This window comes from Ferroplasma sp. Type II (assembly GCF_000496155.1).
This window is the reverse complement of sequence record NZ_KI542709.1, coordinates 1-13379: the sequence shown is the minus strand read 5'-3', so window position 1 is coordinate 13379 and position 13379 is coordinate 1. Positions and strand designations below refer to the sequence as shown.

General features: G+C 35.9%; 15 protein-coding genes. 5 read left to right on the top strand and 10 right to left on the bottom strand.

All coding sequences use genetic code 11. The features are described 5' to 3' along the window. Positions 1 to 4: 4 nt before the first annotated feature. A complete protein-coding gene (gene cobK / locus AMDU4_RS05370) occupies positions 5 to 724 on the bottom strand; it encodes a precorrin-6A reductase (RefSeq protein WP_021786966.1) in 720 nt (239 codons plus the stop codon). Positions 725 to 733: 9 nt separating this feature from the next. Next, complete coding sequence (locus tag AMDU4_RS05365) at positions 734 to 925, bottom strand: hypothetical protein (protein WP_021786965.1); 192 nt, start codon at positions 923 to 925, stop codon at positions 734 to 736. Positions 926 to 1163: 238 nt separating this feature from the next. Between AMDU4_RS05365 and AMDU4_RS05360 the strand changes: the two genes are divergently transcribed. Continuing rightward, complete coding sequence (locus AMDU4_RS05360; protein WP_021786964.1) at positions 1164 to 1910, top strand: enoyl-CoA hydratase/isomerase family protein; 747 nt, start codon at positions 1164 to 1166, stop codon at positions 1908 to 1910. A gap of 2 nt (positions 1911 to 1912) precedes the next feature. On the opposite strand, the gene sdx is transcribed toward AMDU4_RS05360, so the two are convergent. Continuing rightward, a complete protein-coding gene (sdx, locus tag AMDU4_RS05355) occupies positions 1913 to 2248 on the bottom strand; it encodes a sulredoxin (RefSeq protein WP_021786963.1) in 336 nt (111 codons plus the stop codon). A 118-nt stretch (positions 2249 to 2366) separates the two neighbouring features. Between sdx and AMDU4_RS05350 the strand changes: the two genes are divergently transcribed. Next, complete coding sequence (locus AMDU4_RS05350; protein ID WP_021786962.1) at positions 2367 to 2744, top strand: DUF302 domain-containing protein; 378 nt, start codon at positions 2367 to 2369, stop codon at positions 2742 to 2744. A gap of 414 nt (positions 2745 to 3158) precedes the next feature. Here the strand turns inward: AMDU4_RS05350 and AMDU4_RS05345 are convergent, their stop codons facing one another. The 5 genes from AMDU4_RS05345 to tnpA all read right to left on the bottom strand — a co-directional run bounded on the left by AMDU4_RS05345 (position 3159) and on the right by tnpA (position 6505). After that, positions 3159 to 3521 carry a hypothetical protein gene (locus AMDU4_RS05345; RefSeq protein WP_021786961.1) on the bottom strand — a complete coding sequence of 121 codons (363 nt, stop codon included), beginning with the start codon at positions 3519 to 3521 and terminating at the stop codon, positions 3159 to 3161. A gap of 115 nt (positions 3522 to 3636) precedes the next feature. Next, the gene (locus AMDU4_RS05340) at positions 3637 to 4581 is read right to left on the bottom strand and encodes an MBL fold metallo-hydrolase (RefSeq protein WP_021786960.1); all 945 of its coding nucleotides are present in this window, start codon (positions 4579 to 4581) and stop codon (positions 3637 to 3639) included. A gap of 318 nt (positions 4582 to 4899) precedes the next feature. Beyond that, on the bottom strand, positions 4900 to 5898 hold the full coding sequence (locus AMDU4_RS05335) for an RNA-guided endonuclease TnpB family protein (RefSeq protein ID WP_021786959.1): 999 nt from the start codon (positions 5896 to 5898) through the stop codon (positions 4900 to 4902). A gap of 141 nt (positions 5899 to 6039) precedes the next feature. Further along, entirely contained in the window at positions 6040 to 6093 is a 54-nt protein-coding gene (locus AMDU4_RS14150) for a helix-turn-helix domain-containing protein (protein WP_394324942.1), read from the bottom strand. Beyond that, positions 6080 to 6505: an IS200/IS605 family transposase gene (tnpA, locus tag AMDU4_RS05330; RefSeq protein WP_021786957.1), complete on the bottom strand. Its 426-nt coding sequence runs from the start codon at positions 6503 to 6505 to the stop codon at positions 6080 to 6082. The genes AMDU4_RS14150 and tnpA overlap by 14 nt, the downstream gene beginning before the upstream one ends. A 157-nt stretch (positions 6506 to 6662) precedes the next feature. Between tnpA and AMDU4_RS05325 the strand changes: the two genes are divergently transcribed. Next, positions 6663 to 7826, top strand: coding sequence for a nitrate/nitrite transporter (locus AMDU4_RS05325; RefSeq protein ID WP_021786956.1), 1164 nt, complete (start codon positions 6663 to 6665; stop codon positions 7824 to 7826). A gap of 2 nt (positions 7827 to 7828) precedes the next feature. Here the strand turns inward: AMDU4_RS05325 and AMDU4_RS05320 are convergent, their stop codons facing one another. Both AMDU4_RS05320 and AMDU4_RS05315 read right to left on the bottom strand, forming a co-directional pair. Beyond that, a complete protein-coding gene (locus AMDU4_RS05320; RefSeq protein ID WP_021786955.1) occupies positions 7829 to 9340 on the bottom strand; it encodes an AMP-binding protein in 1512 nt (503 codons plus the stop codon). Positions 9341 to 9348: 8 nt separating this feature from the next. Then, the gene (locus tag AMDU4_RS05315) at positions 9349 to 10995 is read right to left on the bottom strand and encodes an acyl-CoA dehydrogenase family protein (protein ID WP_021786954.1); all 1647 of its coding nucleotides are present in this window, start codon (positions 10993 to 10995) and stop codon (positions 9349 to 9351) included. Positions 10996 to 11527: 532 nt separating this feature from the next. Here AMDU4_RS05315 and AMDU4_RS05310 point away from each other — a divergent pair. Together AMDU4_RS05310 and AMDU4_RS05305 are read left to right on the top strand one after the other, a co-directional pair. Next, a complete protein-coding gene (locus AMDU4_RS05310) occupies positions 11528 to 12301 on the top strand; it encodes a DNA adenine methylase (protein ID WP_021786953.1) in 774 nt (257 codons plus the stop codon). Between the two features lie 95 nt (positions 12302 to 12396). Then, positions 12397 to 13182, top strand: coding sequence for a DUF72 domain-containing protein (locus AMDU4_RS05305; protein WP_021786952.1), 786 nt, complete (start codon positions 12397 to 12399; stop codon positions 13180 to 13182). Positions 13183 to 13379 lie beyond the last annotated feature (197 nt).

Below are 13379 nucleotides of genomic sequence, written 5' to 3'. Positions count from 1 at the left end.
TTTTTTATCTCAGTTGAATTGTGACCAATGTTTTTCCTGGATAATCCTTTCTTGAGATAACAATGGTATTTATCCCCAATGACAGTGCCGCCATGATTTTGGGATTAGCATTGAAACCACTGTCCTTGGTAATAAGCGTATCAATATTATAATATTCCATTATAGCCCTGTCCAGGCCTTCGGTGAAATTTCCCTCCATTGCAATAATATTACTTTTACTGACACCAATTTCCAGGAGAGATTTAATACTGTCAGGATCAGGAAGGACTCTGAAGAAAACCTTATGGTTTTTTATGACGGTTTTATAGTATTCAATATTTCTTATTCCGGTTGTCACAAAAATATTCTTTCCAGTGTTTCCAGCCAATTCCACAGCTTTTTCGTAGCTCTCAGCATATACTATACTTTTATCATTTATTTTTATTTTCTCCCTTTCAAAACGGATAAGTGGTATCCCCAGCTCCTTTGAGGCTTTTATGGCGTTTTCATGTATTGAATCTGCATAGGGGTGTGTCCCGTCTATTATAACATCTATAGAGAGTTCTCTGCATTTTGAAACCAGGGTTTTATAGTCCATTTTTCCCTGAATAGCCCTTATATTTTTATCTTCCAGTTTTTTTACCCCATCGTATGTAACAGCTGTGGCTATAATGGAATAACCCGAGGCCATAAGTTCGGAGGCCAGATCTCTGGAATCTGAAGTCCCATCAAAAACCAATATCATTGGAATCCCCTATTTTTTTCCTTCCCTTATTTCCTTCTGGAATTTTTCAAGATCTTTAAACTTAACTTCCAGAACAAATACTCCAACATAATTGCAGTCTTCGCATTTATATATGGGTCCTGCTATGCCTCCTGCAATCCAGTTGATCTTTAATGATCCACACTGAGGGCATATTTTAACGGTCCTGTAATCATCCATCATATTGCCATATGAAAACCCTATTTAATTATTGTCAACTGATAAAATAGCTATAGATGTTTTAGTTCCAGATAAATGTTCATTATTGTTTATATTCCATCTCACTGACACAATATACAGGAAAGTGGGAACAGCCAGAAGTATTAAATTAAGTATATAGTGCACTCATTACATAGGAAAAATAATATTCATTCTGCAATAAATTTAGATATCTTTAATTAAATCTCTATAATATATATTCATGTCATATGCAACCATAGAAACTGAGGAAAAAGGCGGTACAGGCTTTATCTATTTCAACAGGGAAGAGCATTTGAACACAGTAACTGTTGAAATGGTTGATGAAATTATGAAAGCCCTGTCAAATATGGAAGAAAACTGCAAATCTATTGTGATCGGTGGCAGAAAGAACTTCTCTGCCGGTGCAGATATAATGCAGTTTAAGGATATGAATACAATGAAAGCCTATGAGTTCCACAGAAAGTTAAACGATCTTGCCCTGTATTTCAGGGAGTTCAAAAGGCCAATAATATCATTTTTGAATGGTTATGTTCTTGGTGGTGGCCTTGAACTTTCCCTTTCCACTGATATAAGGGTATGTAGCAGAGACGCTCTTCTAGGACAACCTGAAATAAACTTGGGAATAAATGCAGGTGCGGGTGGCAACGTCATACTTCCGGATGTTATAGGAAGAAACAGGGCTCTGTATATGATACTCACAGGGGAAAAAATACCTGCAGTTACGGCATATGATTTTGGCCTGGTAGATATAATAGCTGCTAATCCCCTGGATGAGGCGATACGGATAGCAACGACGATAAACAACAAACCTGAAAATACAGTAATGCTGGCAAAGCGTGCAGTCAATAGCACAGAAAACAAGGTTAAAAAGGATCTTGATTATGAGGCTGCCCTATTCGGAATCTTATTTTCAGAAAAAGATACACAAGACAGAATAAATAACTTTATAAAAAGGAAGGGAACATAATATTATTCCTCAATTTCAATAAAATTTCCTTCTTCCCTGAGATTGTATGTTTCAAGAGTGTATTTTTCCATTGGTGTCTGGGGTGCTATGAATGGAGGTTCTACCATTTTGCCTGTTTCCAGTTCGAACTCAGCATTATGGCATGGGCATCTTACTCTTTTCTCATCATCAACAACGTTTCCTAAAACACATTTAAGATGGGAACATATGGCATTTATCGCATACAGCTTTCCCTTTTGCTTTGTTATAAACACCACCTTTCCATTACCAAGGTTAATAGATACATGATTGCCTGAATTCTCCAGAGCCTTTATTCCCAGAATTTTTCTCCATGTCATAGTTTATTATTGCAGTATAAAATTTATATCTTTTGAAGGTATTGCTTTATGACCATTAAAAATTTAGAAAGAAAAATATTCATGGCAAGTATATTATATCTTATATTAATAAAGCAATATGTTGATTAAATGCCAGAGTGCTCACGGATTTGAAGACACTGTCAATTTAGTGGTTGATTTTCTTAAGTCAAAGGGAGTTACAGTGTTTTCAATTATAGACCACAGGAAGAATGCAAAAGAGGTCGGTTTAAATATGGAAAATGAAACCGTAATTGTCTTCGGTTCTCCCGTAACAGGAACACTACTCATGAAGGAAAACCCAGAAATTGGAATAGAACTTCCATCGAAACTTCTAATATACTCAACGAACAGTGATGTATATCTTCTATACAAAGACCCAGATGAGATGCTGGAGTTGTACGGTATACGGGAATCTAGGGATGCAATTCAAAAATTAAAAATGCTTTACAGACTCATAGCAAATCAGGTGATATGATCCTGGAATAATTTTATCTTTTAATAGGATTGAAAACTTTTCCCCGGTTTAACGGATATTAATCACGTTTCATAATTTCCTGACCCACGGGGAATTCTAAGCCCAGCCCCTGATCGGATGGTCATTGCAATGTGACTCGCAATATGCTATATCCGGAGCCCATTAAAGGCCGGGTTGTTTATAGTCTTACGTCGTCATATATATTCATGAATCGTATATACTTATTAATAAGACATATGATAATGATTTCATCGGTTTAAAGATTTTGCAAAATAGTTAATTAATACTAAATTGTACCAACAGCCACTGAATAATTGAATTGCCTGAGAAATGTTATTCCATGAACATCGGGGCTATTTTCCAATAAATTGAAACTTCTAAAATATATTTTATAGAAATATCAACGAATTATTGTTACATAAACTTTGATATTTTACCTGATACAGACGCAGGAACTTTCCCCATTGCAGCCTGGAGCATCTTCATGTCTCTTGCCTTAAGATCTGGCGGAAGCTCAGAATTTGCCTTCATACGGATTCCTACAAAAGCTTTTAATTCATTTTCGCCCATTCCAGCTGCTAAGTCGAGATTCGTGGTGCACAGTCCGATATATGTACTGTCATCAACCGCTCTAATTCCGGTTATGAAGTTTTTGATTAAGTCAACTTTCTCCTCATCACTGTGTTTGAACATTTCATTAAACACTTCCTGCATTGCCTTTTTTCTATTTTCACTATCCATTTTTGCAATTTTCACTGGGTCATCCATTTTAATCATAACTCTATTGTTTTTTCCAATAAAAATATTTCTGTTACATATATTTCACAGGTATGAAATATGACTATAAAGGCTTTAAATCATGTAGAAATGAGTGATTCCAACTAACAGGAAATTAAACCTTGTCCAATGCCCTGTACATACAAATGTTTCCGGCATATTTTTCTTCAATTATTCCTAAATTTTTCATATGAATCAAATGAGCAATTGTTTCCATTATTGCAAAATTTTTTTCCATAGAATTCATATCCTTTAGTTTTCTACCCTTGCTCCATTCTATGGAGGAGGCTATTTCAAAGGCATTACGCCACTGGTTTAGGGGTAAAGTCATATTCTCTATTCTTATCCGATGATGTTCCAGTATCTGGTCTATTCTGTCAGAAAAATTTGTAAAATTATCTCTGTGCCCGGGATATGCAATACTGACATCGTAACTTCTTACTTTGTTCAGACTCTCCATATACATACCTAAATAATCAGTGTTATTTCTGTAAACACTGATATTTGGTGATATATTTTTTAATATATGGTCTCCTGTTATCATGGCATGTGTATCATTAAAATATATGCACACGGAACCGGGAGAATGGCCGGGGACATCTATTATTTCCGTATCCCTCATATGCATATCTCTGATGATATTGAGATTTAACGAGGAATAATAATCTATAAATTTCATCACGGGATTGCCTCCAGTTATATCGTGAAATAATTCTTCTGGCACACCGTTTGAAATCATCAAATTTTTGTAGTCAGTAAAATACTCCTGTCTATTATCTGTGATATATTTAATTGTGTCATAATCGTTTTTAGAGATATATATGGGGATTTTATTGTATTTCTCCAGATAAAGTGCACCACCTATATGGTCTATATGGAGATGAGTGATTATGCACATATCAATCTTTGAAAGGTCTATTGCATTTTTTATCTGGCTGTATCCATTTTCAGACATTCCAGTATCTACAATATAATTATAATCTCCAGAAATATGGTATATATTGGCAGTTTTCAGTGCTCTGATCTCTATAGGGACTGAAATTTTTTCAACGGAATTCATTATGGATAATTCTTCAATGCCTAATTAATCATTTCTGATGAAGGGAAAATATCGTTCTTTTGTACCGGTGCATATGATAATTTGGTTTATCCAGGTATTTAAAACAGAGTTAATTGCCAACTTATATAACATACTTTCAATTATCTTGATTTTTCGATAAATTTGTAACAGGATACAAATAAAAATTAATTTGTAACAGGATACATAAAATTTGATGTACACGTTTTGATGAATACTAAATTTGGTGACATCCTCCCCAAGCTAACGCATGGGGCTTCCCGCTTCAACAACTCAACTTGCATTGCAGAGGTTGAGCCTCTACGGGCATAAAATCGGCGACAGTCCGTGCCTACTCTTTTTTTTATGTTTTATTATAAACATTTTAAATATCTTATCTATAGCATCATTTAATATGTTTATTGCCGCATTTAAATCCCTATCAATGGTAATACCACATACATCACAATGATATGTTCTATCATCCAATGTTAAATCATTTTTTATATTTCCACATTTTGAGCATTTCATTGATGTGTATTTAGGATTAACCTTAAGATATGATTTACCGGCACTCTCAGCCTTGTAAATTATATCTTTTATAAGGCTACCCCATGATGCATCCTCTATGCTCTTTGCCAATTTATGGTTTTTAACCATATTGTTTATATTTAAGTCCTCAAATGCTATAAAATTATATTCTTTTATTAATTTATTTGATAATTTCTGTGCAAAGTCATTCCTCTGATTTGAAATATGATTATCCATCCCTGCTAATTGTATTCTTGCTTCCTCCCTGTTTTTTGATCCTTTATTTTTCCTTGATAAACTCCTATGCAATTTTTTTAATTTCTTTTCCGATTTTCTTAAATATTTTGGTGGTTCTATATCTTCATCATTGCTTGTTTTTATTAATGATAACAATCCTAAATCGAAACCTATTGGTTTATCAGGAATTAGTGAATAATTTATATTATTATTTTCATTAACAGTGAATATAGCATAGTATTTTCCTGTATTCTCCCTTTTTATTGTTAATCCCTTTATTTCTCCATTGATTTCTCTATGCCTGAACATTCTTATTTTTCCTATTTTTGATAATTTTAAATGTGTTTTATCTAATATTTCAAATCCAGATTGTGTATATGTAAATGATTTGTATACTTTCTTTGATTTAAATCTTGGAAAACCTGCTTTTATTTTTTTACCTTTTTCTTTTTCATTTATTCTTCTAAAGAAATTATCATATGCTTTGTCTAACCTATTTGCAACATCCTGAAGTACCTGTGAATATATATATTTTATATTCAGGGAATTCATTTTTTAACTCTGGCAATTGATTCTGCTGGTATGTATAATTAACATTTATATTATAATAAAAATCCTTCTTTAATTCATATGCCATCTTTCTCTGTTCTAACATTGCATTGTATAAATTATGGGATAAATCAAGAATATAATCTATCTTTTGATTTGCTCTTTATTCGGGTATATTCTGAATTTATAAGCCCTCATGCTCTTTTGCCTCCTGTGAGTCTACATATTTTTTTAAAATATCCAATGTAACCTGGCCTGATGTTGCCAATAAATAAGAAGGAGACCAGAATTTATTATTATATAATTCATTTTTAACATCGGGAAAGTTTCTCTGTATTTCCCTTGATGTTATTGTCTTTATTGCATTTATATATTTTGTGATATTTAATAATGGCGTTGCCTTGAATAGCATATGGAAATGATCCTTATCGCATTCTATATCCAGCACATCAACATTGAATGTTTCTGATATTTCCCTTATCTTCATTTTTAGAAAATCAACTATTGCATCATTTAAAAATACTTTCTTTCTGTATTTTACAACCTGAATAAAGTGGTAATACAAAGAGTACACTGAATGCTGACCCTTATCCAGATTATATGATGACATAGTTGTATAATAACTTAATAAACTATAAAATTTGCGCTTTCATCCCCTCTCTAACGAAAGGGGACTTCCCACTTATATGTTAAAAATAACGTACCGGCACAATCTTGCTATTGTTTATTGGTAAAATATTAATTACTTTACATATATTATCTGTTGAATGCCAGAAGATAACACTTCACGGGGCAAAAGAAAATATTCGGGTATTCTCAGTGCTTCCATAGTTTCATTTTCTATGAATTCCACATTGAGATTCTTTATTCCGGTGCTTATACCGCTCCTTGTGTCAACACTGCACATCACAGTATACATGGGTTCTTTGTTGATAACCGCCTACTGGGTGGGATATACCATTTTCCAGATTCCTGCTGGGATAATATCTGACCGTGTAGGAGTATCTAAGGTTGCAAAAATCTCATTTATCCTCATGGCTTTTTCATTCTCCCTTTTTTATTTCTTCAGGAATTCATATATTGCCATTTTTATCATACAGGTTATGCTTGGAAGTTTTTCTGCAACTGTATACGTATCTGATACATCAGTGGTCCAAAAATGGCTTCCAGTATCCACCAGGGCAACATTTGTAGGCATATACCAGACAGGATTCTTCATAGGTGCTTCACTGGGAGAATATTTAATCCTTAGAACACTTTCTATCAGTTTCTGGTTTACCTTCATATCAATTATGTCCATACTTGTCTTTTCAGGCATTCTGAATTTCATATTCATAAGGGAACCACAACAGATTATAAAGGAAAGGCATGGAAATATAGACAGGAGAATAATTTATGTTGCCATGATAAGATTTTCCGCCGGTTTCACGTATATTGGATTTGTGACGCTTTTCACCACATTTATTGTATTCGATCATATTGTGCCCTATTCTAACGCATATTTATATGCATGGATTCCTGCAGCCGGGGGGCTTATCACATCTCCTATTGGTGGCCTCATATCCAGGAAAATGAAAAACGGAAAACCTCTGGTGTCTATATTGCCTGTAATTGCTCTGGCAGGCATGATAATTTATATTAATTTCGCACCTCTGGCTGCAATATTCATCATATCATTTATGACAGGTGTGCTCTATGGCCTTTACGCAGGTCCCTCCATGGGAATGGCTTCTGATTTCAGTGGAAGTGACAGAAATCTTGCTTCCTCAAGCAGTATCCTGAATTTCAGCTCACAGGTAGGTGGAACCGTTTCTCCATTATTGATAGGATTCATGTTTTCCATTTACGGAAATTTTCAACTGGCATTCATCATTGTTGCCATAATTTCTATTCTCACCTTAATAATTCCCTTAATACGGCTCACAGTCTGAAATTATTTCCGCCTCTCTTTGAGCCTTGCCTTATCTATTTTTCCCACACTGGTCATGGGCATCTCATCTATGATGATAAACTCAACCGGTATCCACCATTTATTTATATTTCCACTGGAAGCATGTGATTCCATGAACTGCCTCAGGCTTTCTATTTCTATTGAGCCGGATGGTTTGACCCAGGCTATGGGGCGCTCTCCCCATTTCTCATCCTCTATAGCCGTAACTGCGGCAATTTCTATGCCAGGATACTCAGATATTATGGATTCTATTATAGATGTGGGAATCCATTCTCCACCGCTCTTTACCACATCCTTGACGCGGTCCAGTATTTTTATTCCACCATCCATTGTCATTGCCGCAACATCCCCAGTTTTGAACCAGCCATTTTCATATTCTTTTCCGACAGGTTTGTTAAGATATTTTCCCGGAAGCCAGGGTGCATTTACCCATAACTCGCCTATCTTCTCCCTCTCAAGTATATTACCCTCACTGTCTCTAACTGTTGCATTAACCATGGGAACAGGATGTGTAACCATTCTTAAGGATTCATATTCATCTGCACGACCAAGAGAAATTGATGTGGCAAGCATGTCTGTGCCGCCGTATATGGTTGAAAATTTTATACCTCTTGAGGTGAGATTCTTGGCAAGTCCCTTGCTGATTGGCGAACCTCCTATAAGCATTTTTATACCCCTGAGCCTGTTATCCTTATCATGTGCAAGAAGATCATAAACCATAGTCGGAACAGCGTTTATCCATGTTACATTGTTTTTCTCTATTGCATCTAAAACCTTTTCTGCTTCGTATTTTCCGGTCAGAACATAGTCTGTGCCAAGATAGGTAGCATGAAAAGCCGATCCCCATGACCATATGTGATAGAATGGGATAAGTGAGAGTATGTTATCCTTTGAATCCAGTGATGCCGGGGTCTCAAACAATCCTAGCTGATAAAGGATACTCAGAGCCCCATTGACTGACTTTTCATTTGAATATAATACCTCCTTTGGTTTTCCCGTAGTGCCTGATGTAAACAATATGGAATAATTATCATTACCCTCAGTTCTTTCCTCCCTATGAATGTCACTGTTTAAAAGGTCATGGAATTTTATGTAATTTCCACCCTCTGACAGTGATACCACATGGTCTTCGCTGAATCCCTTCCATATGCCAGCATTAATGAATTCCTTGGATGCAAATACATATTCTGCACCAGATTCTTTTAATGTTTCCATTGCCATATTCCACGGTAATTTTATATTTACAGGATATATTATTGACCCGGTCATGCTGGATGCAAAAAGAAGTTCCATAAACTCTATGGAATTATAGTCAGCAACACCTATTACTGTACCCTTGGATATTCCCATTTTGTTCAGTGATGTAGCCAGCCTTGAGACCCTGTCAAAAAGCTGCCTGTATGTTATGCTTTTTTTACCATCTATTACTTTACTTTCAGGAAACAGGTAAGATGCCCTCCTTAAAATGTTTATCACAGTAAATCCATTTTCCATTTTACCACCTAATTTTTTATGGATCTCTCTGCCCTGCCCACATGTATAAGCAGGTTAGCATCATCCATGGCTTTGCTGTCGTAATCCTCCTTTTTCACGAATCTTCTGGCATACAATGACCCAACTTTTATAAAATCACGGTTTCCGGTACTGTTACCAATATGAATAAGAAGGATGGCTGCCATTGAATGCCCCATGACCTCCATGCTGTATTTTGCATGAAATTGAGACTCGATGGCTCCCATTGATAACAATTTTTCTATGCTTTCCTTAAGGGACTGGTAGCAGAATTCAGCAGTTTCCCTTTCTTCCCTGATTTCAGATATAATATCACTGAAATCCAAAAGCAGTTTAATATGTGCATTCTTTCTCATTATTGCCTCAAGCATATCTAAGGCCTGTATATTGCTTGCACCTTCCCATATGGGTGTTATCAATGCCTCACGATGCCATCTTTCTATGGGAAATTCCGATAAGAATCCAATTCCTCCATGGAGTTCCGTTGCCATCTGTGTTATTTTTGCTGAGGATTCGGCTGTTATGTTCTTTACTATATGTGTCATTAGTCTTGCATAATTGTATCCTTCATCGTATGGTGGCCTGGAATCGATGGAATTGTTGAAAAGTTGAATAGATTTGAATGTAAGGGCAATGGATCCTTCAAGAAGAACCTCCATATCCAGTAAATCTTTCTTTATTCCCGGGTGTTCTATAAGCAGATTTCCAAAGCTTTTTCTTTTCATGGTATAGTAGTATGCTTCAAGATAGGCTTTTCTTGCAATTCCACATGCTGCTGCACCATTGTCCAGCCTTGAAACCATTAAGTCCTCAGTTATATAGTATATTGCCTTTCCTGCATCACCTATCATCTGTGCCTCTGAGCTGTCCAGTTCTACCTCTCCAGATGGAACACTCTTTGTGGCACTTTTTTCCTTGAGTCTCCTGAGCCTGTAATTAAGATCCCCTGCGTGATTCTTCCTTGGTAAAAGGAATAGCGAAAGCCCCTTTGCACCATGATTTTCACCATGGAATGCAGATGTCAGTGCCACATCGGCGAGACCGGCATTGCTTGCAAAGTATTTGTCGCCGGTGAGATACCACACATTCTTGCCTGATTCTGCCCTTGTTTTATTGGATCCCAAATCGCTGCCACCCTGAATCTCTGTAAACCATGTCGCTCCCAGCAATGTTTCTTTTCCGTCTCCTATTAATCCAGGAACATAGTCCTTCTGATTATCCGGTGCGTATTTGTGTAATGCATATGCAGTCTGGTGCGTTAATGTCAGTATGCAGTATATACCAGGATCCGCAACAAGGTATCCCATGGCATAATGCTCCATTATAGATTTTCCGTGAAAATACGGGCGGCTGATTCCATATTCATGTATAAGCTTCTCAAGGACATGTTTTTCCATTGGGCTAATAAGAACACTATCTATTCTCTCACCATCTATGCTCCACATTTTCTGCAATGGTGGGGATACCTTATCTATGTAATCCGTTGTTTCATAAAGATCCTTACCTGCATAGGCACCCAGTGGACTGAGATTTAAGTGCTTCCCAAGATAAAAATCAAGGATTTCCTGAAATGGTCTGTCTATATCATAATGGTTTTTTCCGTATATACTGGATATATAGGAATATGTGTCATCCATAATAATATAACGTCAATCTGTATATAAAAATATGTCACTGGAATATTATTAATCAACTCCACTTCTGGTCAAATTAATGGACAATAGACTTTATCTCACTGTATATTATGATTTCCGTTGACCGTGTTAATACCTACCTCTGGAAGTTATCATCTCTCTGCTGCTTAAACTTCGTGGGTTTAACCCCCAAACCTCTATCCATTCCTTTCTGGTTCTACGATTACTATTTAGCCGATCTCGAACAATCATTCCCCGTTTTGCCTGTGTTTAAGGCAGGTTCCCCTATACACATATCAGAACACTCATTACTGGAGAGACCTCATCTTTGTTCACCGCTTTCATGCACCTTTGTCCAATTGACTTATGCAGTTATGCAGAAAAGTTCGCAAACATCCATGATTTTAGGATAATATAAACATTTTCACGAGGATTCATTAAAGAGAATTGATAACACCGGGAACGGTAGTTAACCCCCTTAACAGAAAACTTGACCATACATTAAATATTATATTGGCATAGCAATAAACTGTATATGTTGAGAATGATCAAGTATCCAGGTTCAAAAATCACAATTGTGGGTGAAATTCAGCGTGTATACGATTTATCTCAATGTTCAAGATTCGTTGATGTATTTTCCGGATCAGCTTCGGTGCTTATTAACATACGTGCCGGAATGGAGATTTATAATGATATTAACAGGGAACTTTATACATTATTTAAAGTGCTGAAAAATAACTTCGAACCATTCTATAAGGCTGCTGATGCCCTTGCAAGAGACCGCAACATGTTTTTTGATTATTATGATGGTAGAATAGTAATGGATACAGGCAATCCCGAGGTGGAAAAGGCTTTTTCCATTTTCTTTAATTTTAACACAGGATTTGGAGGCATGGGAGAAACATATGGCAAAAAGGACAAATCCCTCTATGGCACATACCGCAAAAATGTGTCCAATCTTCTGAAGGCTGAGCCCAAGATACGGAGAATGAAAATAGAAAATATGGACTTCAGGGAACTCATTGATAAATACGACGATCACGACACCTTTTTTTATCTGGACCCGCCATATCCAGGAAAGGACTGGTATGTGCATAATTTCCTCGAAAGCGATTTCATTGATTTAAAAAAAGTAATAGGTAGCATAGAAGGCACATACCTCATGAACTTCAATTCCATTGACAGCCTTCCGGTAAAAGTATTTGGAAAACCATCATTTGTAAAGGAATATAGGAATGAAAACGGGAAACCAGGAGTAACAAGTTCCAGGAAAGTTTCATTCTATACTAACAGTGGCATAAAACTATAATCCTGGAATTCCAAATTACCGTCTCACCTTTCAGGAAGTAAAAAAATGAATTAGAATGGATAACAATTATTATACATCATTAAATTACATTATTAATGATTTACCGTACAGGCTGTTCGGGCTGGAGTTATGAATTCTGGCGAGGCAAGATTTATAATTATTCAGAGCCCCCATCAAATTTTCTGAATGTTTATTCCAGAATATTTGACACTGTTGAAATAGATTCTACATTCTATGCGGCTCAGGGCCAGGAAACAGTTAAAAAATGGTATAATTCTGTTCCAGATGATTTTTTGTTTTCACCAAAAATGCCCAGAAAGATAACACATGAGGAAAAACTTGTAAAATGCGAAGATGACCTTGTTTACTTTATAAAAAATATTTCAATTCTTGGTGAGAAACTGGGAATAATACTGGTTCAGCTCCCACCTGATTTTACATTTAATTTAACGGTGCTGGAGAATTTTCTTGAAGTGCTCCCAAGTGGAATAAAATATGCAGTTGAGTTCAGACACATTTCATGGTTCAGGAAAGAAGTTTATGATATACTTAAAAAATACAATGTTATAATGGTATGGTCTGTTATTGATTATCTTAAAACCCCGGAAATAAAAACTACCGAAAATCTATATGTGCGTTTTCTAGGCAATAAATCGCTCACAAAAAAGGAACTTGGTGAATTAAGAATAAACCGGCACAGTGAGATGATACCGTGGATAGAAAGAATAAAAAACCATGATTCAGGACACGGTACGGCTTTCATATACGCAAATAACCATTATGAAGGACTCTCACCGGATACTATAAAATTTGTAAGGTACCGTCTCGGAATGCCAGCACCTCCTCCCATGGTTGTGGACAGGCAGAAGAAACTTTTCTAATGTTCTAGAATTTTAGGCGTTAATATTTTATATCTTCGTATTATCATCAAAAATGTTAATTGACTATGCTATTGCATCAATAAATGCTATGATGGGCAGAGTGGATGATATAGTAATATCGGTGTCTGCAGTTTTGATAACACTTTTATGGATACCAATAGCGCTAAATTTTTTCAGCACTGATGAGAAAAAAAGAA

Excerpts from the sequence above, each read along its gene's own strand:
- cobK (WP_021786966.1), bottom strand. The coding sequence starts at position 724 with ATGATATTGGTTTTTGATGGGACTTCAGATTCCAGAGATCTGGCCTCC.
- AMDU4_RS05365 (WP_021786965.1), bottom strand. The coding sequence starts at position 925 with ATGATGGATGATTACAGGACCGTTAAAATATGCCCTCAGTGTGGATCA.
- AMDU4_RS05360 (WP_021786964.1), top strand. The coding sequence starts at position 1,164 with ATGTCATATGCAACCATAGAAACTGAGGAAAAAGGCGGTACAGGCTTT.
- sdx (WP_021786963.1), bottom strand. The coding sequence starts at position 2,248 with ATGACATGGAGAAAAATTCTGGGAATAAAGGCTCTGGAGAATTCAGGC.
- AMDU4_RS05350 (WP_021786962.1), top strand. The coding sequence starts at position 2,367 with ATGTTGATTAAATGCCAGAGTGCTCACGGATTTGAAGACACTGTCAAT.
- AMDU4_RS05345 (WP_021786961.1), bottom strand. The coding sequence starts at position 3,521 with ATGATTAAAATGGATGACCCAGTGAAAATTGCAAAAATGGATAGTGAA.
- AMDU4_RS05340 (WP_021786960.1), bottom strand. The coding sequence starts at position 4,581 with ATGAATTCCGTTGAAAAAATTTCAGTCCCTATAGAGATCAGAGCACTG.
- AMDU4_RS05335 (WP_021786959.1), bottom strand. The coding sequence starts at position 5,898 with ATGAATTCCCTGAATATAAAATATATATATTCACAGGTACTTCAGGAT.
- tnpA (WP_021786957.1), bottom strand. The coding sequence starts at position 6,505 with ATGTCATCATATAATCTGGATAAGGGTCAGCATTCAGTGTACTCTTTG.
- AMDU4_RS05325 (WP_021786956.1), top strand. The coding sequence starts at position 6,663 with ATGCCAGAAGATAACACTTCACGGGGCAAAAGAAAATATTCGGGTATT.
- AMDU4_RS05320 (WP_021786955.1), bottom strand. The coding sequence starts at position 9,340 with ATGGAAAATGGATTTACTGTGATAAACATTTTAAGGAGGGCATCTTAC.
- AMDU4_RS05315 (WP_021786954.1), bottom strand. The coding sequence starts at position 10,995 with ATGGATGACACATATTCCTATATATCCAGTATATACGGAAAAAACCAT.
- AMDU4_RS05310 (WP_021786953.1), top strand. The coding sequence starts at position 11,528 with ATGTTGAGAATGATCAAGTATCCAGGTTCAAAAATCACAATTGTGGGT.
- AMDU4_RS05305 (WP_021786952.1), top strand. The coding sequence starts at position 12,397 with ATGATTTACCGTACAGGCTGTTCGGGCTGGAGTTATGAATTCTGGCGA.